At 71.8% G+C, this 22632-nt stretch carries 16 protein-coding genes; 3 read left to right on the top strand and 13 right to left on the bottom strand.

Features of this window, described 5'->3' with window-relative positions:
• Positions 1 to 3: 3 nt before the first annotated feature.
• The 3 genes from ACSYGO_RS36785 (at position 4) to ACSYGO_RS36775 (ending at position 5066) form a co-directional block, all read left to right on the top strand.
• Positions 4 to 2148: an acetate--CoA ligase family protein gene (locus ACSYGO_RS36785; RefSeq protein WP_432174121.1), complete on the top strand. Its 2145-nt coding sequence runs from the start codon at positions 4 to 6 to the stop codon at positions 2146 to 2148.
• Between the two features lie 124 nt (positions 2149 to 2272).
• A complete protein-coding gene (locus ACSYGO_RS36780; protein WP_426681609.1) occupies positions 2273 to 3661 on the top strand; it encodes an OFA family MFS transporter in 1389 nt (462 codons plus the stop codon).
• Position 3662: 1 nt separating this feature from the next.
• Positions 3663 to 5066 carry an OFA family MFS transporter gene (locus ACSYGO_RS36775; protein WP_432174122.1) on the top strand — a complete coding sequence of 468 codons (1404 nt, stop codon included), beginning with the start codon at positions 3663 to 3665 and terminating at the stop codon, positions 5064 to 5066.
• 154 nt (positions 5067 to 5220) lie between these two features.
• On the opposite strand, the gene ACSYGO_RS36770 is transcribed toward ACSYGO_RS36775, so the two are convergent.
• From ACSYGO_RS36770 to ACSYGO_RS36710, 13 genes are all read right to left on the bottom strand, one after another.
• Complete coding sequence (locus tag ACSYGO_RS36770; RefSeq protein ID WP_426681611.1) at positions 5221 to 6378, bottom strand: sugar phosphate isomerase/epimerase family protein; 1158 nt, start codon at positions 6376 to 6378, stop codon at positions 5221 to 5223.
• Between the two features lie 193 nt (positions 6379 to 6571).
• Positions 6572 to 7999 carry an alkaline phosphatase family protein gene (locus tag ACSYGO_RS36765; protein ID WP_460389223.1) on the bottom strand — a complete coding sequence of 476 codons (1428 nt, stop codon included), beginning with the start codon at positions 7997 to 7999 and terminating at the stop codon, positions 6572 to 6574.
• On the bottom strand, positions 7996 to 9165 hold the full coding sequence (gene eboE, locus ACSYGO_RS36760; RefSeq protein ID WP_426681613.1) for a metabolite traffic protein EboE: 1170 nt from the start codon (positions 9163 to 9165) through the stop codon (positions 7996 to 7998). The genes ACSYGO_RS36765 and eboE overlap by 4 nt, the downstream gene beginning before the upstream one ends.
• Positions 9166 to 9168: 3 nt before the next feature.
• Positions 9169 to 10017 (bottom strand): TatD family hydrolase, encoded by an 849-nt coding sequence (locus ACSYGO_RS36755; protein WP_359503853.1) that lies wholly within the window; start codon positions 10015 to 10017, stop codon positions 9169 to 9171.
• Positions 10017 to 10763, bottom strand: coding sequence for an EboA domain-containing protein (locus tag ACSYGO_RS36750; protein WP_432174124.1), 747 nt, complete (start codon positions 10761 to 10763; stop codon positions 10017 to 10019). The genes ACSYGO_RS36755 and ACSYGO_RS36750 overlap by 1 nt, the downstream gene beginning before the upstream one ends.
• Positions 10760 to 11671 carry a sugar phosphate isomerase/epimerase family protein gene (locus ACSYGO_RS36745; RefSeq protein WP_432174125.1) on the bottom strand — a complete coding sequence of 304 codons (912 nt, stop codon included), beginning with the start codon at positions 11669 to 11671 and terminating at the stop codon, positions 10760 to 10762. Before ACSYGO_RS36745 ends, ACSYGO_RS36750 begins: the two co-directional genes overlap by 4 nt.
• Positions 11668 to 12948, bottom strand: coding sequence for a UbiA family prenyltransferase (locus tag ACSYGO_RS36740; RefSeq protein ID WP_460389219.1), 1281 nt, complete (start codon positions 12946 to 12948; stop codon positions 11668 to 11670). The genes ACSYGO_RS36745 and ACSYGO_RS36740 overlap by 4 nt, the downstream gene beginning before the upstream one ends.
• 650 nt (positions 12949 to 13598) lie before the next feature.
• Positions 13599 to 14729, bottom strand: coding sequence for an inositol-3-phosphate synthase (locus ACSYGO_RS36735; RefSeq protein WP_432174127.1), 1131 nt, complete (start codon positions 14727 to 14729; stop codon positions 13599 to 13601).
• 128 nt (positions 14730 to 14857) lie between these two features.
• Positions 14858 to 16216, bottom strand: a complete 1359-nt coding sequence (locus ACSYGO_RS36730; protein ID WP_432174128.1) for a ThuA domain-containing protein — start codon at positions 16214 to 16216, stop codon at positions 14858 to 14860.
• 17 nt (positions 16217 to 16233) lie between these two features.
• Complete coding sequence (locus ACSYGO_RS36725; RefSeq protein ID WP_432174129.1) at positions 16234 to 18741, bottom strand: PQQ-dependent sugar dehydrogenase; 2508 nt, start codon at positions 18739 to 18741, stop codon at positions 16234 to 16236.
• A 511-nt stretch (positions 18742 to 19252) separates the two neighbouring features.
• The gene (locus ACSYGO_RS36720) at positions 19253 to 20257 is read right to left on the bottom strand and encodes a sugar phosphate isomerase/epimerase family protein (RefSeq protein WP_095937688.1); all 1005 of its coding nucleotides are present in this window, start codon (positions 20255 to 20257) and stop codon (positions 19253 to 19255) included.
• Between the two features lie 14 nt (positions 20258 to 20271).
• Positions 20272 to 21489 (bottom strand): Gfo/Idh/MocA family protein, encoded by a 1218-nt coding sequence (locus tag ACSYGO_RS36715; protein WP_426681620.1) that lies wholly within the window; start codon positions 21487 to 21489, stop codon positions 20272 to 20274.
• A gap of 79 nt (positions 21490 to 21568) precedes the next feature.
• Positions 21569 to 22618, bottom strand: coding sequence for a substrate-binding domain-containing protein (locus ACSYGO_RS36710; protein WP_095937686.1), 1050 nt, complete (start codon positions 22616 to 22618; stop codon positions 21569 to 21571).
• Positions 22619 to 22632: the final 14 nt, after the last annotated feature.

The raw sequence follows: 22632 nt of genomic DNA, 5'->3' as shown, positions 1-22632 counted from the left end.
TTGATGGCCGAAGACCGGGTGCTGAGGGTGCGTACGCTCCTCGACGCCGTGCGGGCCGAGGGCCGGACCGCGCTCACCGCGCCCGAGGGAAAGGTGATCGCCGACGCGTACGCGATCGCCGTCCCCGGCGAGGAGCTCGCGACGGACGTCGACGAGGCGGTGGCCTGCGCGGCGCGCTTCGGCGGACCCGTCGTGATGAAGATCGTCTCCCCCGACATCCTGCACAAGACCGACGCCGGCGGAGTGATCGTCGGCGTGCAGGGCGCGACGGACGTACGGGCGGCCTTCCACAAGATCGTCGAGAACGCGCGGGCGTACGACCCCCGGGCCCGTATCGACGGCGTCCAGGTGCAGGAGCTGCTCCCGAAGGGCCAGGAGGTCATCGTCGGCGCGGTCACCGACCCGACGTTCGGGAAGGTGGTCGCCTTCGGGCTGGGCGGAGTGCTGGTCGAGGTCCTCAAGGACGTCACCTTCCGCCTCGCCCCCGTGGACGCCGACGAGGCGCTGTCGATGCTCGACTCCATCCGCTCGGCGGAGATCCTGCGCGGAGTGCGCGGCGCCCCTGCGGTGGACCGGTGGGCGGTGGCGGAGCAGATCCGCCGGGTCTCCGAACTCGTCGCGGACTTCCCGGAGATAGCCGAGGTGGACCTCAACCCGGTGATCGCCACCCCGGAGGGTGCCGTCGCCGCGGACATCCGCGTGATCCTCGCGGACGGGGCCCCCAAGGAGCGCCGCAAGTACGGCCGCGAGGAGATCCTCACCTCGATGCGCCGGCTGATGCAGCCGTCGTCCGTCGCCGTGATCGGCGCCTCCAACGAACAAGGCAAGATCGGCAATTCGGTCATGCGCAACCTCGTGGACGGCGGCTTCTCCGGGGAGATCCATCCGGTGAACCCCAAGGCCGATGACATTCTGGGCCGCAAGGCGTACAAGAGTGTCACGGACGTTCCCGGTGAGGTGGATGTGGCGGTCTTCGCGATCCCCGCCAAGTTCGTGGCCTCGGCCCTGGAGGAGGTGGGACGCAAGGGGATCCCCAACGCCGTACTGATCCCCTCGGGCTTCGCGGAGACCGGCGAGCAGGAGCTCCAGGACGAGATCGTGGCCATCGCCGAACGGCACGGCATCCGGCTCCTCGGCCCCAACATCTACGGCTACTACTCGACGTGGCAGGACCTGTGCGCCACGTTCTGCACCCCGTACGACGTCAAGGGCGGCGTCGCGCTCACCTCGCAGTCCGGCGGCATCGGCATGGCGATCCTCGGCTTCGCCCGCACGACGAAGACCGGCGTCTCCGCGATCGTCGGGCTCGGCAACAAGTCGGACCTGGACGAGGACGACCTGCTCACCTGGTTCGGCGAGGATCCGCACACCGAGTGCATCGCGATGCACCTGGAGGACCTCAAGGACGGACGTGCCTTCGTGGAGGCGGCCCGCGCGACGATCCCGAAGAAGCCGGTCGTGGTGCTCAAGGCGGGCCGTACGGCGGCCGGGGCGAAGGCGGCGGGCTCGCACACCGGGGCACTCGCCGGCGACGACGCCGTGTACGACGACATCCTGCGGCAGGCCGGCGTCATCCGGGCGCCCGGCCTGAACGACATGCTGGAGTACGCGCGCGCGTTGCCGGTGCTCCCCGCCCCCAAGGGCGACAACGTCGTGATCATCACGGGCGCGGGCGGCAGCGGTGTGCTGCTCTCGGACGCCGTCACCGACAACGGCCTGTCCCTGATGGACATCCCGCCGGACCTCGACGCGGCGTTCCGGAAGTTCATCCCGCCGTTCGGCGCCGCGGGCAACCCCGTCGACATCACGGGCGGCGAGCCGCCGTCGACGTACGAGGCGACGATCCGCCTGGGCCTGGAGGACCCGCGCATCCACGCGCTCGTCCTCGGCTACTGGCACACCATCGTGACCCCGCCCATGGTGTTCGCCGAACTCACCGCGCGCGTGGTGGCCGAATTCCGCGAGCGGGGCATCGAGAAGCCCGTCGTGGCGTCGCTCGCGGGCGACGTCGAGGTGGAGGAGGCCTGCCAGTACCTCTACGAGCGCGGGGTGGTGGCCTACCCGTACACGACCGAGAGGCCGGTGGCCGTCCTCGGCGCGAAGTACCGCTGGGCGCGCTCGGCGGGGCTGTTGGGGGGCGGTTCATGAGGTGACCGAGCGCGGGGGCGGTCGACGGTGCGCGTCGGCCGCCCCCTGGACCCGTGCGCACACGAAAGGCATTTGGACAGGGGGCGCTGGCCAGATCTTTCGACGCAAGGGGTGCTGATCCGACATGACTACCGCCGACCTTTCTACATCCGTCCCCTACAGGGAGGTGACGGATCGCAACGGCCGCCTTTACCGCATCGGTGAGACCGACCGCGACATCATGGGGCGACCACGCTGGACCATGGTGCTCTTCCCCTGGATGGGGATGCTGGGCATCAGTTCCTCGGAGTACGCGTTCACCTCCGCCGAGGACACCCTGCACGACGCCCATCTGTGGAGCAGTGGGCACATCTTCTGGCTGATGGGCGTCTGGGTCTTCTTCCAGGCGGCCGTCGCCTTCCCCGCCGGGCAACTGCGCGAGAGCGGGCGGCTGCCCGCTCGGTACGCCATGTTCCTCGGCGCGCTCGGCACGATTCTGGGATATCTCTCGCTCGCGTTCGCACCGCATGTCACCGTCGCGTACATCGGCTTCGGCATGTTCAGCGGCATCGGCGCCGGCTTCGTCTACGCGACCTGCGTGAACATGGTCGGCAAGTGGTACCCGGAGCGCAAGGGCGGCAAGACCGGCCTGGTCAACGGCGGTTTCGCCTACGGCTCGGTGCCGTTCGTCTTCCTGTTCACCTCCTACATGGACCTCAGCAACTACCAGGGCGTCCTCGTCTCGGTCGGCGTGATCTGCTGCGCCGTGGTCGCCTTCGCGGGCTGGTTCTTCAAGGACCCGCCCAAGGGGTGGTGGCCGCCGCACGTGGACCCGCTCAAGGTGTCCGACGACCCGAAGATCCGGCGGGCACTGGAGAAGAACCCGCCGGCCGTCAAGCAGTACACCCCGAGGGAGGCCGCCCGTACCCCCGTTCTGTGGATGATGTGGTTCTGTCTGCTGTGCACCGCGGGGATCAACATCTTCGGCATCGCCTTCCAGGTGCCGTTCGGCAAGGACATGGGTTTCGCCGGAGGGATCGTCGCCACGGCGATGTCCTTGAAGGCCATCGTCAACGGAACCGGCCGCGGCGTGATCGGCTGGATCTCCGACCGCTTCGGGCGCCGCAACACACTGATCATCGTGTGTCTGGTCCTCGGCTCCGCGCAGTTCGGTGTGCTCGTCTCCGGCCAGATGGGCAGCATGCCGTTCTTCCTGTTCTGCTCCATGGTCTCCGGCTTCGGCGGCGGGGCGATCTTCCCGCTGTTCGCGGCCATGACGGCGGACTACTTCGGCGAGAACAACAACGCCTCCAACTACGGCATGGTCTACAGCTCGAAGCTGATCTCGGGCCTCGTCGGCTCGGGCATGGGGGCGGTCGTCGTGGGCGCCTGGGACTACCACGGCGCGTTCGTGCTCGCGGGCTCCATCGGCCTGGCCTCCGCCGTGCTGGCGCTCTTCCTGAAGTCCCCGGGCCGGCCCAAGGCCCGCGGCATCGTCCCCAACCCGCAACCGCTCGGCGAGGAGATGGCGTGACATGACGACGGAACGCATCGCCGCACAGGGCTCACCGGCCGGCGCCGGCGCCTCGAACCGCTCGTACCGTGAAGTCACCGACGCCCGGGGCCGCATCTACCGGATCGGCGAGACCGACCGGGACATCCTCGGACACTCCCGCAAGTTCATGGTGTACCTCCCGTGGGTCGCCATGATGGCCATCAGCGTCTTCGAGTACGCGTACGGCTCCGCCGAGGACACCCTGTCCCACGCGCACGGCTGGACGCAGAGCAACACCTTCTGGATCCTCAGCGTCTGGGTCTTCTTCCAGGCGGGCGTGGCCTTCCCCGCGGGCTGGATGCGGGAGAAGGGCATCCTCACCGCCCGCAAGGCGATGTACCTCGGCGCGGGCATGTGCGTGATCGGCTTCCTCGCCCTCTCGCACCTGAGCAACGTCCTCCTGGCGATCCTCGGCTTCGGTGTCGTCGGCGGCATCGGCTCCGGCCTCGTCTACGCGACCTGCATCAACATGGTCGGCAAGTGGTTCCCGGAGCGCCGGGGCGCCAGGACGGGGTTCGTCAACGGCGGATTCGCCTACGGCTCCCTGCCGTTCATCTTCATCTTCAACTACGCGTTCGACACCGGGAACTACCACCGCGTCCTGGACCTCATCGGCTGCTACGTGATGATCGTCGTGCTGTCCTGCGCGTTCTTCTTCAAGGACCCACCGAAGAACTGGTGGCCCGCCGACATCGACCCGCTGACCCACGGCGGCGACGCCAAGTCGGCCGCCAGCCTGGCCAAGAACCCTCCCGCGGTGAAGCAGTACACACCCAAGGAGGCCATCAGGTCGGGGGTGCTCCCCTTGATGTGGATCACCCTGGTCATGACCGCGGGCGTGTCGATCTTCGGGATCTCCTTCCAGGTCGACTTCGCCAAGGAGGTCGGCTTCGGCCCGCTGGTCGCGGCGTCCTCCATGGGCATCATGGCCGTCATCAACGGCATCGGACGGGCGGTCGTGGGCTGGCTGTCCGACACCTGGGGCCGCAAGATGACCCTGGTGTTCGTCATCGTGGTCCTGGGGCTCGCGCAGTTCGGAGTGATCTGGGCGGGCGACATGAAGAGCGAGTGGCTGTTCCTGTTCTTCGCCTTCCTCTCCGGTTTCGGCGGCGGCGCCTTCTACCCGATGTTCGCGGCGCTGACCCCGGACTACTTCGGCGAGAACTACAACGCCACGAATTACGGGCTGGTGTACAGCGGCAAGCTGATCAGCGGCCTGTTCGGCGGCGGGCTCGGCTCGATGGTGGTCGCCGCCTGGGGCTACAACGGCGCGTACGCGCTGGCCGGCGGTATCTCGATGGTGGCGGCGGCGATCGCGTTGCTGCTGCGACAGCCCGGACGCGACAGCGACGTCCTGACGCCGACGCCGCAGCCCGCGGGTTGACGGACCGTCTCCCGGCCGGCCTCGCCGGCGGGCGGGAGACGAGCACGGTACCGAGCACGGATCAGGCGGCCCTCCCCACGTGGTGCGTTGTGGGGAGGGCCGCCTGATGCGCTGCTCCTGGCTCAGGGGCGCCCGTCGCCGGGACGCCGGTGCGTCAGCGGCACTTGCGCAGGGCCGCGATGTTGTCGTACCCGATCTTCGCGTGGTTCAGCGACTGGGCCGGGTCGGTGCCGCTCGGGGCGTTGTCCTGCTCGACCATCGGGTTGTGGTAGTTGCGGGCCCCGACGCGCGAGAAGAACGTGGTGTAGTCGATGACGCCGGTGCCGAAGGGCACCATGTCGTAGCCCATGCCGTTCGTGGTGTTGACCGTGCCGTCCTTCGCGTGGAAGAGCGGGTAGCGCTTGTTGTTGCGCACGACGAGTCCCGCCGGGTCGAAGACCTTCTCCCGGGTGGAGCCGTCGTGGGCGGTGTAGGTGTGGAACTTGTACTGGGCCACGTGTGCCCAGAAGATGTCCATCTCCAGCCAGACCACCTTCGGGTCGGTGACCTTCAGGAAGTACTCCAGCTTGCGGATGCCGGAACTGCGGGTCGGGCGGCCCTGGGCGTCCAGCGGGCCCCCGTCGAGCAGGAAGCCGTAGGCCGCGTCGTGGTTGTGGGTGTACAGCTTGAGGCCGGCGCGGCGGGCGATCTCGCCGAGCGCGTTCCACTTGTCCGCGGCCACGTCCCAGTCGGCGCGGTAGGCGCTGCCGGTGGGGTCGCCGCCGGTGCCCATGTGGTCCATGCCGAGGATGTTGGCGATCTCCAGATGCTTCTTGAAGGTGTCCAGGTCGGGCGTGGTGAAGGGCCAGGACGAGGGTATGAAGCCGTGGTTGCCCTGGGCCCGCAGTCCGTACTCGTCGAGCCAGGAACGCAGCAGCTTGGCGCCCTCCACGGACTCCAGGTTGGCTCCGCCGGGGGCGTTGGCGTGCTGGCCGTATCCGGCGAACTCCACCTGCCGGTAGCCGAAGCGCGAGAGCTGCGCGAAGACCTCGCGGAAGCCCGAGGGCAGGTCGGTGGAGAGCGGGTCACGGCCCGTCGCGTCACGGACGGTGTAGAGGATGATGCCCCGCTTGTTCGCGGGCACGAGGACGTCGCCGCCCTGGTCCCCGCCTCTGCCCCGCTCCTGGGCGAGGGCGGGCGAGGCGCCGATGACGGGGGCGGCGATCGCCGCGGTCGCGGCGGCGGTGCAGGTGCTGAGGAACCGGCGGCGGCTGACGCCGAGGGTGCGGCGCAGGGCCTCGCCGGTTCCGGATTCGTCGTTGAACGCGGTCACGGTGTCTCTCTTTCGGGTCGGTGTTCAGCTGGGTCGGGTGCCGGAGGTCTGCTGCTCGTGCGCGTGATCGCCGCGTTCCGTGGGCAGGGCGTCCCTGACGCACGGCGGTCGTGCGTCAGGGGTGCGCGGGACGCGTTGTCAGTGGCGCGTGGTTCACTTTCTGTAGTTGCTCGTCACGGCTCGTGAGGCCCCGTCAGGTGAGGCCGGCCAGGTCGAGCAGCAGGGATTTCACTTCGGTGGCCGCGACGCGGCCGGTGACTGCGCGGGGGGTGGAGCAGAGGATGAGCGGACCTTCGTCGTCGCTCAGGGGGAGGCGGCCGTGGCTGCCGCGAATAGGTGAGGGGTCCAGCGGCACGACCGCCATGCGGTAGCGCATGCCCAGCTTCTTGCGTGCCAGCGCCGTGGCCGCCTTCACCTTGACGTAGGGGTCGAGGGGATCCATGAAGAGCTCGACCGGGTCGTAACCGGGTTTGCGGTGGATCTCGACGAGCTGCGCGAAGTCGGGCGCGCGGGCGTCGTCGAGCCAGTAGTAGTACGTGAACCAGGCGTCCGGCTCCGCGACGGCGACGAGTTCCCCGGAGCGCGGATGGTCGAGGTGGTGGGCCTTCTTGCCCTCGTCGTCGAGGAGCCGCTCGATGCCGGGCAGACCGTCCAGCGCCGCCTTCGTGGCCTCCATGTCCTCGGGGCGCCGCACATAGACATGGGCGATCTGGTGGTCGGCGACCGCGAAGGCACGGGACGCCATCGGGTCGAGGTACTCCATGCCGTCCTGGGTGTGCACTTCGAGGAGCCCTGCCCGGCGCAGGGCTCGGTTGATGTCGACGGGGCGGTCCGCGCGCGTGATCCCGTACTCGGAGAGCGCGACGACGGTGCGGCCCTCGGCCCTCGCGTCGTCGAGCAGGGGTGCCATCGCCGCGTCGAGGTCGGCGGCGGCCTTCAGGGAGCGCGGGTCGTCGGGTCCGAAGCGTTGCAGGTCGTAGTCGAGATGAGGGAGGTAGCACAGGGTCAGGTCCGGCCGCCGGGTGCGGTTGACGTGGCGGGTCGCGTCGATGATCCAGCGACTGGAGACGAGGCCGGCGCCGGGCCCCCAGAAGTGGAAGAGGGGGAATGTGCCCAGTCGCTCGGTGAGTTCGTCGTGCAGGGCGGGCGGCCGGGTGTAGCAGTCGGGTTCCTTGCGGCCGTCGGCGTAATAGACGGGACGGGGGGTGACGGTGATGTCGGTGTCGGCGCCCATGGCGTACCACCAGCAGATGTTGGCGACGGTGTAGCCGGGGTGTGCGCGCCGGGCGGCGTCCCACAGCTTGTCCCCGGACACCAGGCCGTTGTGCTGGCGCCACAGGAGTACGTCGCCGAGCTCGCGGAAGTACCAGCCGTTGCCGACGATGCCGTGCTCGCTGGGGTGGGCGCCGGTGAGGAAGGTGGACTGGGCCGCGCAGGTCACGGCGGGCAGCACGGTGCCCAGGTGGGCGCGGGAGCCCGACTGGCCGAGGGCCTTGAGGTGCGGCATGTGGTCGAGGAGACGGGGGGTGAGGCCCACGACGTCGAGGACGAGCAGCGGGGTGGGACGGGGCTGCTCGGCCACGCGCTCGGGCTGCGGTGTCGGTACCGACGGCTGGGTCACGGCAGCTCCTTGAGGCCGAGGTCCGTCAACAGGTCGCGGGCGAGGGTGAGTTCGGCGGCGATGCCATCGGCGAGCTGAGCGCGGGCACGGGGCCGCAGCTCGGGCGGGAGGGCCTGCCAGGTGTAGGTCTCGACCTCCAGGTGGTGGGTGAGCGGGTGCGGGCCGCCGACGAGGCGGGTCAGCGCGGCCTGGAGCACGGGGAGGGTGGAGGTGAGGGGTGCGGCTGGGGCCGCGTGCAGCGGGACGTGGAAGTGGGCGCGCCAGGGGGCGGCGTCGGGCAGGGCCTCGCCCGTCAGGGCTTCGCCGAGGTCGTCGGTGCCGCGCAGGCCGGCCGCGGTCCGGGTGCGGGTCTGGTGCAGGAAGCGGGGTTCGTCGAAGGCGGCGAGGGCCTTGCGGACGTCGGGGAGGTGGGGGTGTTCGGCGTGCAGGGCGGCCGAGAGCTGGGACTTGACGACGCGGACGCCGGACCGGGCGAGCGTGTCCAGGGCGGTGTCCGGGTCTTCGAAGGAGGTGGCGAGGTGGCAGGTGTCGACGCAGATGCCGATGCGGTCGTGGCCGATCGCGGTGAGCGGGGCCACGGCGTCGGCGGTGGTCTCGACGGTGCAGCCCGGCTCGGGCTCCAGGCCGACGCGGATGGAGCGGCCGGTGAGTTCGTGCAGCGCGTCGAGGCGTTCGGCGAGCGTGCTGAGCGCGGTGCGGGCGGCCCGCGCACGGTCGTCGTCGTACACGGTGCGCCAGGCGAGCGGCAGGGTGGAGACGCTGCCCTCGGTGACGTCGTCGGGCAGCAGCTGGGCGAGGACGCGGGCCAGGGCGGTGGTGTGGACCAGTCGCTCGGGGTCGGCCCAGTCCGGCCGGTAGACGCGGTACTTGACCTCCTCGGCGCCGAAGCCCTCGTACGGGAAGCCGTTGAGGGTGACGACCTCGAGGCCTCGGCGGTCGAGTTCGGTGCGCAGGCCGCGCAGTGCGGACGGGTCGGTGACCAGGGTGCGGGCGGCGTCCCTGGCCAGCCACAGGCCGATGCCGAGGCGGTCCCGGCCCAGGCGGCGGCGCACCGGTTCGCAGTGGTCGCGCAGCTGCGTGAGGACGCCGTCGAGGGTTTCGGCGGGGTGGACGTTGGTGCAGTAGGCGAGGTGGACGGTGGAGCCGTCCGGGTGGCGGAAGCGCATCGGTCACTCCCCGCCGCGGAGGATGGAGTTGCCTTCGTGGGTGGCTTCCGCGGCGGTCACGTCGAGGGACAGCCGCCCGCTGAGCCCGTAGAAGGCGACCGGGTTGCGCCACAGCACGCGGTCCACGTCGTCGTCGTCGAATCCGGCCCGCAGCAGGGCCTCGCCGACCCGGCGGGTCTTGAGGGGATCGCTTCTCCCCCAGTCCGCGGCCGAGTTGACGAGCACCTTCTCCGGGCCGTAGGCGCGCAGGACGGCGACCATCCGTTCCTCGTCCATCTTGGTGTCGGGATAGACGGAGAAGCCCAGCCAGCAGCCGCTGTCCTTGGCCTCCTTGACGGTGGTCTCGTTGAGGTGGTCGACGAGGACCCGGTCCACCGGCAGGGCGGACTCGCGGACGGCGTCCAGGGTGCGGCGCAGGCCGGCCAGCTTGTCGCGGTGCGGGGTGTGGACGAGTGCGGGCAGCTCGTGGTCGGCGGCGAGCTGGAGCTGTGCCGCGAGCGCGGTGTCCTCCGCCGGGGTCATCGAGTCGTAGCCGATCTCGCCCACGGCCACGACCTGGTCCTTGACGAGATAGCGGGGCAGTTCGTCGAGGACGGGGACGCAGCGGGGATCGTTCGCCTCTTTGGGGTTGAGGGCGATGGTGCAGTGGTGGGCGATGCCGTACTGCGCCGCGCGGAAGGGCTCCCAGCCGAGGAGCGAGTCGAAGTAGTCGAGGAAGGAGGCCGGTGAGGTGCGGGGCTGTCCGAGCCAGAAGGCGGGCTCGACCACGGCGCGGACACCCGCCGCGTGCATCGCCTCGTAGTCGTCGGTGGTCCGTGACGTCATGTGGATGTGGGGGTCGAAGATGCGCATCAGGACTCCTTGCCGGACGTGCCGGTCGCACCGGAGGCGCCGGGGCCTCCGGACGTGCCGGTGGGGGTTGCCGTGGGCTCGGTCAGGGCCAGGACGCGGTACAGGTCTTCGGGCACGGGACGGCCCGCCGCGGTGCGTTCGTCGGCGTAGTCGCCGAGCATGCGGGCCAGTTCGGTGTCGGCGCGGGCACGCCGGGGCAGGTCCGCGACCTCGTCGACGGGTACGCCGGTGAACAGGCACTTGAGGACGGCGTGGCGCCAGTGGTGTGCCGGCAGGTGCCGTGCGGCGTACGGGCCGACGGCCGCCGCGAGCAGCCGGGTGTCGTTGGTGCGCAGGGCGTCCTCGACGAGGGGCAGCGCGTCGGGGCCGTCCACCAGATGGGGCAGCACGTGCAGGACGGCGAGGCGTTCGGCGGCGGTGCCCTGCCGGTAGACGCGCGTGAGGGCGTCCAGGTCGGCGCGGGCCGCGTACAGCAGGAGCACGCGGGCGTCGTCCGAGTGCTCGGGCCCGCACCGGCGTCCGGCCTCCGCTATCCGCAGCTCCCAGGTGGAGATCGGGCCGTGGGTGCCGGGGTGGTCCGCGGCTTCGCCGAGGGCGCGGTCGAACCAGGCGCGGGCGTCCGGGCGCAGGCGGCTGTTGAGGCGGGCGTGCCGGGCCGTCAGGGCGGCGGGGGCACCTCGCCCCCGGCGGGTGTCCTGGGCGTGCGGGCCGGACCGGCCGTCCTGGGTGCGGTTCGGGTGGTTCACGGGGTTCTCCCTTCGGGGCTCTCGGGGATCGCCCGGGCCGCGCGGTGGAGGAACGGAAGGGACTGTGCGGCGAAGTGCGGGCCCGCGTGGGAGTGGCGGGGCAGTTCGACGACGGTCAGGGCCTGGTAGCCGGTGGCGGCCAGTGCTTCGAGCACCGGCGGGAAGTCGATCTCGCCGTCGCCGAAGGGGAGGTGTTCATGGATGCCGCGGCGCATGTCCTCGATCTGGACGTGGCGCAGCCACGGTGCGGCGGCGCGCACGCAGTCGGCGGGGGGCAGGGGTTCGAGGCACTGGCAGTGGCCGATGTCGAGGGTGAGTCCGAGGGCGGCCGGGTCGCCGAGCGCGTCGCGCAGCCGGTGGAAGTCGGCGAGGGAGGAGAGCAGATGACCGGGTTCGGGTTCGACGGCGAGCGGCACACCCGCGCGGGTGGCCGTCTCGACGACGGGTGCGAGTGCCTCCGCGAGACGCTTCCAGGCGGTGTCCTCGTCCGTGCCGGACGGGGTGACGCCGCTGAAGCAGTGCACGGCGTGGGCGCCGAGGTCCGCGGCGACGCGCACGGTCCGGAGGAGCAGGTCGACCCGGCGTGCGCGGTCGCCCGGGTCCGGGTCGAGGAGCGAGGGCCCGTGTTTGCGCCGTGGGTCGAGGACGTAGCGCGCGCCGGTCTCCACGGTGACGGAGAGGCCGCGCGCCGCGAGGGTGCGGGCCACCCGCGCGGTGCGGGCGGCCAGGTCCGGGGCGAGCGGGTCGAGGTGCATGTGGTCGAGGGTCAGGCCCACGCCGTCGTAGCCCAGGTCGGCGAGGAGTGCGAGGGCGTCGTCGAGACGGAGGTCGGCGAGGCCGTTGGTGCCGTAGCCGAAGCGGAGGACGGGGGCGGCGGGGGTGCCGGCCGGGCCGGGGCTCGATGTCATGTGACGCTCACCTTCTTCGCGAACCTGCGGGCCGCCGGTGCGAGGGCGGCGGTCAGCAGAGCGGTGACGGGCGCGCCCGCGCGGGCGGCGAGGGTGGCCTGGAGCGGGATCATGGCGCGGATGCCCCCGCCGACGGCTCGTTGGACGAGTGGGGGTGAGGGGTTCAGGGCCGCGTGGAAGAGAGGGCGGGCCGACGTCGCCGCGTAGGCGAGGGTGAGAGCCGTGCGCAGGGTGTCCGTCGGGGCGGACACGGCTGCGGAGGGCGAAGGCGCCGACCCCGCCGGGCCCCGGCCACCGCCCGCCCGTCCCGCCCCGGGGGCCGGACGGCTCGTCAGGCTCCAGGCCAGCGCGCCCGTCGTGGCCAGCGCGGCCAGCGGTGCCACCGGCGAACCGCCCTGTGTCTCCCCGCGGGACACCGTCGTCACGGCGAGCGTGTGCGTGGCCAGGGCGATGGCGGAGGGGAGGGCGCGCCGGGCCGCGGTGGCGTGGCGGTCGCCGGTGCCGTGCGTGACGGCGGCCGTCCGGCCGGGCCGTGGGCCACCACGGCTGCCCCCGCGGTCGGCCGGAACGACGGGGCCGGACGGTCCGGATCGTCCGGCGGGTTCGGCGGGTTTCCTCAGTCCGGCCAGTCCGACCAGTTCGACAAGTCCGGCCAATCCGGCCAGTCCGGTTCGTCCAGCGGGTCCGGCGGGGCCGGCAGGTCCGGCGGGTCCAGCAGGTCCGGCAGGGCCGGCAGGGCCGGCAGGGCCGGCGGGTTTCCCCGGGCCGGCCAGTCCCGTCAGTGCGGTGCGTCCGGTCGGTCCGGCGGGTCCGTCCGGTCCGGCGGGTCCGCCCGGTCCGGCGGTGGCCGATGCCCCGAGGAGGACGTCCAGTCCGCGGGCGGCGGCCATCGCGGCGGGCCCGGCGGGGGTGTGTTTGAGGAAGAGGTCGTAGGCCCAGACGGTGGCCGCGAGCGGAGCGGCGACGGCGAGGGAGGGACGGCCCGCGCGGGACGCCAGGGCGAGCCCCGCGGCCGTCAGGGCTCCCGCCGCCGCGAGTGCCGCCGCCGGGCGTACACGGCCGGAGGGCAGCGGGCGGTGCGGGCGTTCCACGGCGTCCTCGGCACGGTCGGCCCAGTCGTTGAGGGCCATGCCCGCCTCGTACAGGCAGACGGAGGAGCCGACGGCGAGCAGGGTGCGGGAGTTCGGGCGGGCGCCGATGGCGGCGGCGCCCGCGAGGGCGTCACCGGGGACGGTGAACAGGGCGGGCAGGCGCAGCAGTTCGGCCCAGGCACGCACCCGCGCGCGCCTGCTCGGCCGCGCCTCGCCGGGCCCTCTCGACCGGGCTCCGCCGGGCCGCGTGCCCGCCCCGGCCCCTCGGCCGTCGCCAGCCCCTCGGCCGTCGCCAGCCCCTCGGCCGTCGCCAGCCCCTCGGCCGTCGCCAGCCCCTCGGCCATCCCTCGCCTCACAGCCATCGCCTGCCGAGCGGCTCCGCCCGGTCCCCCGGGACTCGCCCGCCGACCGGGAGGCCTCTCGCGTCCGGGACTCACCTGCCGACGGCGACTCGCCCGCCGACCGGGGCTCCCGTTCCGCTGGGCCCTCGCCTGTAGCTCGGTTGTAACCGGCCGGCCGTGACGCTTCCCCCCGCCAGGCCCCCTCGCCCGACCGAGAACCCTCGCCCTCGGCCGACTGGCTCGCCCCGGACGATCGGCAGCCCTCAGCCGACGAGCTCCCGCCCGCCGCCGGACTCTCCCTGACCGACCGGCTCCCCCCGCCGGACGGAAGCCCCTCGCCCGACCGGCTCCCCCCGCCGGACGGAAGCCCCTCGCCCGACCGGCTCTCCCCGCCGGACGAAAGCCCCTCGCCCGACGGGCTCTCCCCGGTCGGCCGAGGCTCCTCGGCCGGCCCATGGCGTCGGGGCGACCGTCGTGTTCCGAGTGCGCGGAGGTTCACCGGGTCTCCTCGGGGAGCGGGCGGAGGCGGGTGGCGAGGGCGGCCAGGGCCGCGTACTGCTCGCCCAGGGACGAAGGGCCGTCGCCGACCGGGTCCTTGAAGTAGAAGCCGAGTTCGCTCAGCGGACCGGAGAGGCCGGCTTCGTGCGCGCGGGCCGTGATGCGGGCCAGGTCGAGGACCAGGGGCGCCGCGAGCGCCGAGTCGCAGCCCTGCCAGGTGGTCTGGAGGATCATCCGGGTGCCGAGGAAGCCGTCGAAGGCGATGTGGTCCCAGGCGGTCTTCCAGTCACCGAGGACGGGGACGTCGTCGATGTGGGTCTCGCCGTCGGGGGCCGCGCCGAGGGTGTCCGCGAGCACCCGCTCCTTGCCGGCGTTCTTGGCCGCGGCGGCGGCCGGGTCGGCGAGGGCCGCTCCGTCGCCTCCGCCCAGGAGGTTCGTGCCGGACCAGGCGCGGACCGACAGCGCGCGCTGGGCGAACATCGGGCCGAGCACCGAGCGCAGCAGCGTCTGACCGGTCTTGCCGTCACGGCCCGCGTACGGCAGTCCGCTGGACTCGGCCGGCGCGGTCAGCGCCGGGTGGTGCAGGCCGGTGGAGGGGGTGAAGTTCACATACGGGCAGCCGGCCCGCAGGGCTGCCGCCGCGTACAGCGAGCTCGGCGGCATGGCACCCGGCCGGGCGGGCTCCGTGGAGGCCACGTTCACGACGACCGCCCGGTCCAGGCCGCGGCGGCGGACGAAGTCCCGCATGTCCGTGGCGAAGGCGTCGATGAGCTCGTCCGGTGCGCGGGTGTCGCCGGGGGTGGGCCCGCCCGGGCGGATCTCCCGGTCGGCGGCCTCCAGTTCGGCGGCGATCGCCGAGGGCAGGCCGTGCGGGAGCACACCTCCGGCGGCGAGGGCCTCCGCCCGCTTGGGGAGCGGACAGTCCACCGTGTCATGGCCGCCGAAGACGAGGGACGACAGGGCGGGCAGGCCGCTGCCGGTGAAGACGTCGGTCTCGGTCACCATGCCCGTGGGGGTGTGCAGGCCGGCGGTCACGGCGGCGCAGCCCGCGATGACGGTGGTGGCGACGGAGCCGCGAGCTCCGATCAGCCACACCCCCACCCTTGGGGCGGAAAGGGACGCGGACATGGGCAGCCTCCTTGTCGTACGTCAGCCGGAAGAAGCCGGAGATCCCGGGAACGGAATGGGCCGGGAGGACCGGTGGAAGTGGATGGGGGACGGCGGGCGGGAGTACGGCGTCTCCCGCCCGCCGCCGCTCAGTCGCCCGGCGAAGCCCCTTGTGCGGGGGACTTCGTGGGCAGTTCCTTGATCCGTACGTCACGGAAGGACACCTGGTCGTCGGCTCCGTGGTTCTGGATGCCGACGTGCCCGTCGCGCAGGCTCCGTACCGGATCGGTGTTGGTGAAATCGTTGACCTTGACGCCGTTGAGCCAGACCCGGAGCCGTTCGCCCTCGACCCGGATCTCGTACGTGTTCCACTCCCCCGGCGGGTTCAGCGCGCGGTCGCGCTTGCCGAGATCGGCGGACTGGAAGCTGTACACGGCGCCGGTGGTGCGGTCGGGGGCGTCGGTCGCGTCGATCTGGACCTCGTAGCCGTTGTCGACGGCCGACCACGGGTCGTCGGAGGCCGGGAAGCCCACGAAGACACCGGAGTTGTCGTCCCCGGCCACCTTCCAGTCCAGCTTCAGCGAGTAGGACCGGAACGCGGACCCGGCGTACCAGAGCATCCCCAGCCCGCCGGACGACGTGAGCGTGCCGTCGTCCGAGAGGGAGAAGGAGCCCGGTCCCGCCTGCTTCCACGCCGCCAGGGAGTCGGCCGTGCCGTCGAAGAGCGGCCGGTAGCCGTTCTCCGGGCGGCAGTCGGCCTGTGCGGCCCCGATGGCATAGCGGATTCCGCCCAGCAGGTGATGGCGGAAGGCGGGTTCGGCGTACGACTCCTTGGTGTGACCGCCGCCGGTGTAGAAGGCGCGGCCGCCCTGGTACTCCTGGCACCAGGCGATCGGATGGTCGCCGTTCATCGTGCCGCCGGTGTACGACGACTCGTCGAGCGAGGCCAGGATGTGCGCCCGATCGCGCGGATCGGAGCGGTAGTTGTACCACTCGTCGGTGCGGTCCCAGGCCTGCGGCAGCTCCGAGGTGGCCGGGTGTGCCCGGTCCTCGACGTTCACCGTCGCCGGCTGGATCGCCGGGTGCGACTGGAAGTAGGCGCCCGCGAGGCCGCCGTAGAAGGCCCAGTCGTACTCGGTGTCGGCGGCCGCGTGGATGCCCACGTAGCCGCCTCCCTTCTTGATGTACTTCTCGAAGGCGCTCTGCTGGGGGCCGTCGAGGACGTCACCCGTGGTGGACAGGAACACCACGGCGTCGTACCGGGCGAGGTTGCGGGCGGTGAAGGCTCCCGCGTCCTCGGTGGCGTCGACGGCGAAGCCGCCCTCCGTGCCCAGATCGCGTACGGCCGCGATCCCCTCGGGGATCGAGTCGTGCCGGAAGCCCGCCGTCTTGGAGAAGACGAGGACTCGCTTGCCGTCCGCGCCCTTGGACGCGGCGGGTCCCGACACACAGCCGAGCAGCAGGGCGGCAGCGGCGCCCGCGGTCAGCATCCGTGCGGATGCGCGCATGTCCGTCACCCCTTCCGTCAGCTCGTCGTGAAGGTGAAGTCGTCCACGTCGTAGAGCGCTCCGGTGCCGCTCCCCTTGAAGACGAGGTACAGCGTGGTGGTGCCGCGCGGCGCGCCCGCGAGGTTCGCGGTGACGTCCTGGAAGGTGTCCCAGCTGCCGGTCACGGGCACGGTCGCGCTGCCCAGGAGCCGGCCGGTCGGGGAGCCCGCCCGGACCTGGAGGGTGCCGCCGGATCCGGCGGACGAGACACGTGCCGTGATCTTGGTGGCCTTGTCGAGGACGTACGGGGTGAAGGAGATCCAGTCGCCGTTGTTGATGTCGCCGACCGTGCGGCCGCCGTGGGCGCTGGTCTTCGACTGGAGGGTGACACCGGAGGAGTCGTTGTAGTGCTCGGCCTGACGGTGCCTGGGCTGGAGCACGTTGCGGTCGTGGGTGGTCAGCGCGGCCTGGCCGCCGCCTCCGCCGTCGGTGTACTCGGCGTCGAGGACTCCGAAGATGTTGGCGTCGTCGTCATGGCCGCCGTCGGCGCTGGTCTGGAGGGTGCCGGAGCAGCCGTTCGCCGAGGTGAGCGGGTGGCCGTGGCTGTCGTGGCCGAGGATGAAGGTGACCTTCACCTTCGAGCAGTCGATCGTGGTGCCGTCCTCGGGGTCGGTGACCTTCACCTTGAACGGCACGGGGTCGCCGAAGCTGAACAGCTCGCCGTCGCGGGGCAGTTCCACCGTCACCTTGGGCGCGGTGTTGCCGACGACGATCTGCACGCTCGCGCTTCCGGTGCGTCCGCCCGGGTCCTTGGCGGTCACCGTCGCCGTGTAGGTGCCGTTCTTCGTGTACTTGTGCGTCGGGTTCGCGGCGGTGGACTTGCCGCCGTCGCCGAAGTCCCAGCTGTAGGTGAGGGCGTCGCCGTCGGCGTCCGTCGAACCGGCCGAGGAGAAGCTCACCTTGAGCTTGGCCTGGCCGGAGGTGCGGTCGGCCGCGGCCTGCGCCACGGGCGAGTGTCCGTCGGTGGCGTTCTCTATGCGGTAGAGGCCGGAGTTCTCGTCGCCGCCGAACCAGGCGGTGCCGTAGTCCAGGACGTACAGGGCGCCGTCGGGTCCGAACGCCATGTCCATCACCTGGGTGCCGGTCCACGGCACGTCGTTGATCGACTGCACGGTGCCGCTGCCGTCCTCGACGATCCGCTTGATCCAGCGGCGGCCGAACTCACCGGCGAAGAAGTTGCCGTCGTAGGCCTCGGGGAACTTCACGGGCGAGTCGAGCGAGGCGTCGTAGTGGTAGACCGGGCCGCCCATCGGGGACTCCGAGCCGCTGCCGAACTCCGGGACGGACGCGCCGTCGTACGGGATCCAGGCGGGCTGCGCCGGGGGCAGGTCGGTGAGGCCGGTGTTGTGGGGCGAGGTGTTCTTCGGTGCGGCGCAGTCGAACGTCGCGCCGGAGGCCTTGGTCCCGAAGTCGTAGTCGACGTAGGCGTCGTTCTTGCCGGTGCAGTAGGGCCAGCCGAAGTTGCCGGCCTCGGTGACCCGCGCGAACTCGACCTGTCCGCCGGGGCCGCGTGCCGGGTCGGCCGCGCCCGCGTCGGGGCCGTAGTCACCGACGTAGACGATGCCCGTCTTCTTGTCGACGCTGAAGCGGAACGGGTTGCGGAAGCCCATCGCGTAGATCTCGGGGCGCGTCTTGTCCGTGCCCGGCGCGAAGAGGTTGCCCTCGGGGATGGAGTAGGAGCCGTCGGCGTTCACCTTGATGCGCAGGATCTTGCCGCGCAGGTCGTTGGTGTTGCCGGCCGAGCGCTGGGCGTCGAACGCGGGGTTGCGGTCGGCACGCTCGTCGATGGGCGTGAAGCCGTCCGACTGGAAGGGGTTGGAGTCGTCGCCGGTCGACAGGTAGAGGTTGCCGGCCGCGTCGAAGTCGATGTCGCCGCCGACGTGGCAGCAGATGCCGCGGGAGGTCTGGACGTCGAGGATCTTCTTCTCGCTGGCCGCGTCGAGGGTTCCGTCGGTCTTGAGGACGAAGCGCGAGAGGCGGTTGACGCCGTCGAAGGGGGCGAAGTCCGCGGCCGTGCCGGTCTCCGGGGCGTCGCCGGCGGGCGTGTCCAGGGGCGGGGCGTAGTAGAGGTAGATGAAGCGGTTGTCGCTGAAGCCGGGGTCGATGCCGACGCCCTGGAGGCCTTCCTCGTCGTGGCTGTACACGTCGAGCTTGCCCGCGATCTTGGTGTTGCCCGCCGCGTCGGTGAGACGGAGTTCACCGTCGCGCGAGGTGTGCAGGACGGAGCGGTCCGGGAGGACGGCGAGGGACATCGGTTCGCCGACCTCGGGCTCGCCCTTGGCGAGGGTGACTTGCTGGAAGTCCTCGGCGGCGGTCCCCGCGTCGGCGACGGCTGCGCCGGCCGGGGGTGTCGTGAGCGTGAGGGAGGCGGCGGCGAGGAGCGCGCCGCTCAGCAGGGCGAGCGTCCCGCGCAGTCTGGGACGCCTTGAGTGGCTCTTGTTCGCTCTGGTGCGTGTGTTCTTCCTGTTTCGGACGTTCGGGTGCACGAAATGCCTCCATGAAGGGGCCGGTCGTACGGGTGTGTGCGGGACGCCGGGGTGCGCCGTCACCCCGGAACTCTCTGGGCGGCCCCGTGCGGGGCCGGTCGGCCTGACGCCGGTCCCCGTTCGGGGCCGGGTCGGGCCTGGCGTTACGGTCCCTGGCGGGGCCGGAACGGCCTGCTCGTCTCCGGTCCGCGCGGGGCCGGTGCGGCCGTTCGCTCCGGCCCGTGCGGGCCGGACGGCCTGGTCGTTCCCGGCCGGTCCGGGCCCGGGACGAGCCTGCTCACCTCGGCCCGTGCGGGCCGGTGCGATGCGGCCGGGCCGGCCCGTGGCGGGCCGGTGCGGCCTGGTCACACCGTCCGCTGTGGGCCGGTGCGGGCCTGGTCACACCGTCCGCCGTGGGCCGTGCGGCCTGGTCGTTCACACCGGTCCGCCGTGGGCCGGTGCGAACCGGTCACGTCGGCCCGTGGCGGGCCGGTGCGGCCTGGTCGTACCGGCCCCGCGCGGGCCGGCGCGGCTAGTCGTTGCCGCCGAACGCCGCGTCGAACGAGGCCGACGGCGGCTCGAAGTCGTACGCCTTGAGGCGGGCCAGGGCTTCGGGTGCGCCCTGGAGCCGGTCCATCCCGGCGTCCTCCCACTCGACCGAGACGGGGCCGGTGTAGTCGATGGAGCGCAGCATCCGGAAGACGTCCTCCCAGGGGACGTCACCGTGCCCGGCGGAGACGAAGTCCCAGCCGCGCCGCGGGTCTCCCCAGGGCAGGTGCGAGCCGAGCCGGCCGTTGCGTCCGTCGAGCCGCTTGCGGGCCTCCTTGCAGTCGACGTGGTAGATCCGGTCGCGGAAGTCGTAGAGGAAGCCGACCGGGTCGAGGTCCTGCCACACGAAGTGGGAGGGGTCGAAGTTCAGGCCGAAGGCCGGCCGGTTGCCGACGGCGGCCAGGGCCTTGTGGGTGGTCCAGTAGTCGTAGGCGATCTCGCTGGGGTGGACCTCGTGCGCGAAGCGCACGCCCTGTGCGTCGAACACGTCGAGGATGGGGTTCCAGCGGGTCGCGAAGTCCTCGTAGCCGCGCTCGATCATCGACTCGGGTGCGGGCGGGAACATGGCGACGAGGTGCCAGATCGCTGAGCCGGTGAAGCCGATCACGGTGTCGACGCCGAAGGCGGAGGCCGCCCGGGCGGTGTCGGCCATCTCGGCCGCGGCCCGCTGCCGCACGCCCTCGGGTTCGCCGTCGCCCCAGATCCGGGCGGGCAGGATGGCCTGGTGGCGTTCGTCGATGATGGCGTCGCAGACGGCCTGGCCGACCAGGTGGTTGGAGATCGCCCAGCATTTCAGGCCGTACTTGTCGAGGAGCGCGTGCCGGGAGTCGATGTACGCCGGGTCCGCGAGGGCCTTGTCGACCTCGAAGTGGTCTCCCCAGCAAGCGAGTTCGAGACCGTCGTAGCCGAACTCGCGGGCGAGCCGGCAGACCTCCTCGAGGGGCAGGTCCGCCCACTGGCCGGTGAAGAGCGTGAACGTGCGCGGCATGACCGGGGGCCTCCTCAGACCGCGATGGGTGTGTAGACGGAGTTCTTCTCGGCGCTCTCCTCCACCGCCGCGAGCACGCGCTGCACCTGCAGCCCGTCGGCGAAGGACGGGACCGGGGGGCGGCCCGCGGCGATGGCGTGCACGAGGTCGCGGGCCTGGTGCACGAACGTGTGCTCGTAGCCGAGGCCGTGACCGGGCGGCCACCAGGCGTCCAGGTAGGGGTGTTCGGGTTCGGTGACCAGGATGCGGCGGAAGCCCGCGTGGGTGCCGGGTTCGGTGTGGTCGTGGTACGAGAGTTCGTTGAGCCGTTCCAGGTCGAAGGCCAACGAGCCGTGCTCGCCGTTGAGTTCGATGCGCAGGGAGTTCTTGCGCCCGGTGGCGAAGCGGGAGGCCTCGAAGGAGGCGAGGGCACCGGAGGCGAAGCGCGCGGTGAACAGGGCGGCGTCGTCGACGGTGACGGTGCCGACGCCGCCCGTGTCCGTCACGGCGGCCAGCCCGCTCGACGCCGCGGCCGGCAGCGGCCGCTGCCGTACGAAGGTCTCGGTGAGCGCGGAGACCCCGACGAGCGGCTCCCCCGCGAGGTACTGGGCGAGGTCCACGATGTGCGCGCCCAGGTCGCCGAGCGCCCCCGAACCGGCGTACTCCTTGCGCAGTCGCCAGGTGAGCGGGAACGCCGGGTCCACGAGCCAGTCCTGAAGGTACGTCACCCTGACGTGCCGCAGGGTGCCGAGCCGTCCCTCGGCGACCATCGAGCGGGCCAGCGAAGTGGCGGGCACCCGGCGGTAGTTGAAGCCGACCATGGACATCTGGCCGCGCTCGCGGGCCTCGGCCGCGGCGGCGGCCATCGTCTCGGCCTCCTCGACGGTGTTGGCGAGGGGCTTCTCGCACAGCACGTGCTTGCCGGCGGCGAGTGCGGCGACGGCGATCTCGGCGTGGCTGTCGCCGGGGGTGCAGATGTCGACGAGGTCGACGTCGTCCCGGGCGATCAGGGCGCGCCAGTCGGTCTCGGCCGCCGCCCAGCCGTGCCGGTCCGCCATGGCCCGCACGGCCTGCCCGTCACGGCCGCAGACGGCGGCGAGGACCGGGCGGCGCGGCAGGTCGAAGACACGGCCCACGGTGCGCCAGCCCTGTGAGTGGGCTGCGCCCATGAACGCGTATCCGACCATGCCGACGCCCAGGGCCGGTTTTCCGGACCCGGTCCCTGCCTCGTCGGGCTCGTGCGGCTGTCCCATGCGGATGTCCTCCTCGTCGTCGTGGCGCGGTGGGGGGTGGGGGCCCGGCCCGGGGGCCGGGCCCGTGGTGCGGGGCGCCTCACTTGAAGCCGGTGGCCATGTACTGCTTGACGTTGTCCTTGTCGACGACGGCCGAGTAGAGCGTGAGCGAGGCGGGGATCTCGAACTCGGCGAGTCCGCCGATGCCCTTGCCCTGGCCGAGCGCTCGGGCGAGGTCGATCGCGGAGGCGGCCATGGTCGGCGGGTAGAGGACGGTGGCCTTCAGCACGCTGTTGTCGGCGTCGATGGCCTGGAAGGCGGAGAGCGCCCCGGCTCCGCCGACCATGAGGAAGTCGTCGCGTCCGGCCTGCTTGATGGCGCGCAGCGCGCCCACGCCCTGGTCGTCGTCGTGGTTCCACAGGGCGTCGAACTTGGACTGCGCCTGGAGGAGCTGGGCCATCTTGGCCTGCCCGGACTCGACGGTGAACTCGGCGGCCTGCCGGGCGACCTTCTTGATGTTCGGGTAGTTCTTGAGGGCGGCGTCGAAGCCCTGGGTGCGCTGCTTGGTCAGTTCCAGGTTGTCGAGCCCGGCGAGCTCGATGACGCGGGCGTCCTTCTTGTCCTTGAGCTTCTCGCCGATGTAGTGGCCGGCGTTGAGGCCCATGCCGTAGTTGTCACCGCCGATCCAGCAGCGGTACGCCTGCGGGGAGTTGAAGATCCGGTCGAGGTTGATGACGGGGATGCCCGCCCGCATCGCCTGGAGGCCGACCTGGGTGAGGGCCTTGCCGTCGGCGGGCAGGACGACCAGGACGTCGACCTTCTTGTTGATCAGTGTCTCGATCTGGCCGATCTGCGCGGCGGTGTCGTTGGAGCCCTCGGTGATCTCCAGGGTGACGTCCGAGTACTTCTTCGCCCGGCTCTTGGCGTTGTCGTTGATGGCGTTGAGCCAGCCGTGGTCGGCCTGCGGGCCGGCGAAGCCGATGGTGACGTGCTTGCCGGGCTTGTCGTCGGCGGCCGGCTGGCTGTTCGCGGCGGGCTTCTCGTCCTTGGTGTCGTTGCTGGTGCAACCGACGAGGAGGGCACCGGCCGAGGCGGCGGCGGTCCCGAAGAGCAGTCCTCTGCGGCTGGTGTGCCGGGTGGGTTCTGGCATGGCGGTGGACCCTT

Source organism: Streptomyces krungchingensis (genome assembly GCF_054729265.1).
This window is presented reverse-complemented; position numbering and strand designations above follow the sequence as displayed.

Excerpts from the sequence above, each read along its gene's own strand:
- ACSYGO_RS36785 (WP_432174121.1), top strand. The coding sequence starts at position 4 with ATGGCCGAAGACCGGGTGCTGAGGGTGCGTACGCTCCTCGACGCCGTG.
- ACSYGO_RS36780 (WP_426681609.1), top strand. The coding sequence starts at position 2,273 with ATGACTACCGCCGACCTTTCTACATCCGTCCCCTACAGGGAGGTGACG.
- ACSYGO_RS36775 (WP_432174122.1), top strand. The coding sequence starts at position 3,663 with ATGACGACGGAACGCATCGCCGCACAGGGCTCACCGGCCGGCGCCGGC.
- eboE (WP_426681613.1), bottom strand. The coding sequence starts at position 9,165 with ATGCGCTTCCGCCACCCGGACGGCTCCACCGTCCACCTCGCCTACTGC.
- ACSYGO_RS36755 (WP_359503853.1), bottom strand. The coding sequence starts at position 10,017 with ATGCGCATCTTCGACCCCCACATCCACATGACGTCACGGACCACCGAC.
- ACSYGO_RS36745 (WP_432174125.1), bottom strand. The coding sequence starts at position 11,671 with ATGACATCGAGCCCCGGCCCGGCCGGCACCCCCGCCGCCCCCGTCCTC.
- ACSYGO_RS36735 (WP_432174127.1), bottom strand. The coding sequence starts at position 14,729 with ATGTCCGCGTCCCTTTCCGCCCCAAGGGTGGGGGTGTGGCTGATCGGA.
- ACSYGO_RS36730 (WP_432174128.1), bottom strand. The coding sequence starts at position 16,216 with ATGCGCGCATCCGCACGGATGCTGACCGCGGGCGCCGCTGCCGCCCTG.
- ACSYGO_RS36720 (WP_095937688.1), bottom strand. The coding sequence starts at position 20,257 with ATGCCGCGCACGTTCACGCTCTTCACCGGCCAGTGGGCGGACCTGCCC.
- ACSYGO_RS36715 (WP_426681620.1), bottom strand. The coding sequence starts at position 21,489 with ATGGGACAGCCGCACGAGCCCGACGAGGCAGGGACCGGGTCCGGAAAA.
- ACSYGO_RS36710 (WP_095937686.1), bottom strand. The coding sequence starts at position 22,618 with ATGCCAGAACCCACCCGGCACACCAGCCGCAGAGGACTGCTCTTCGGG.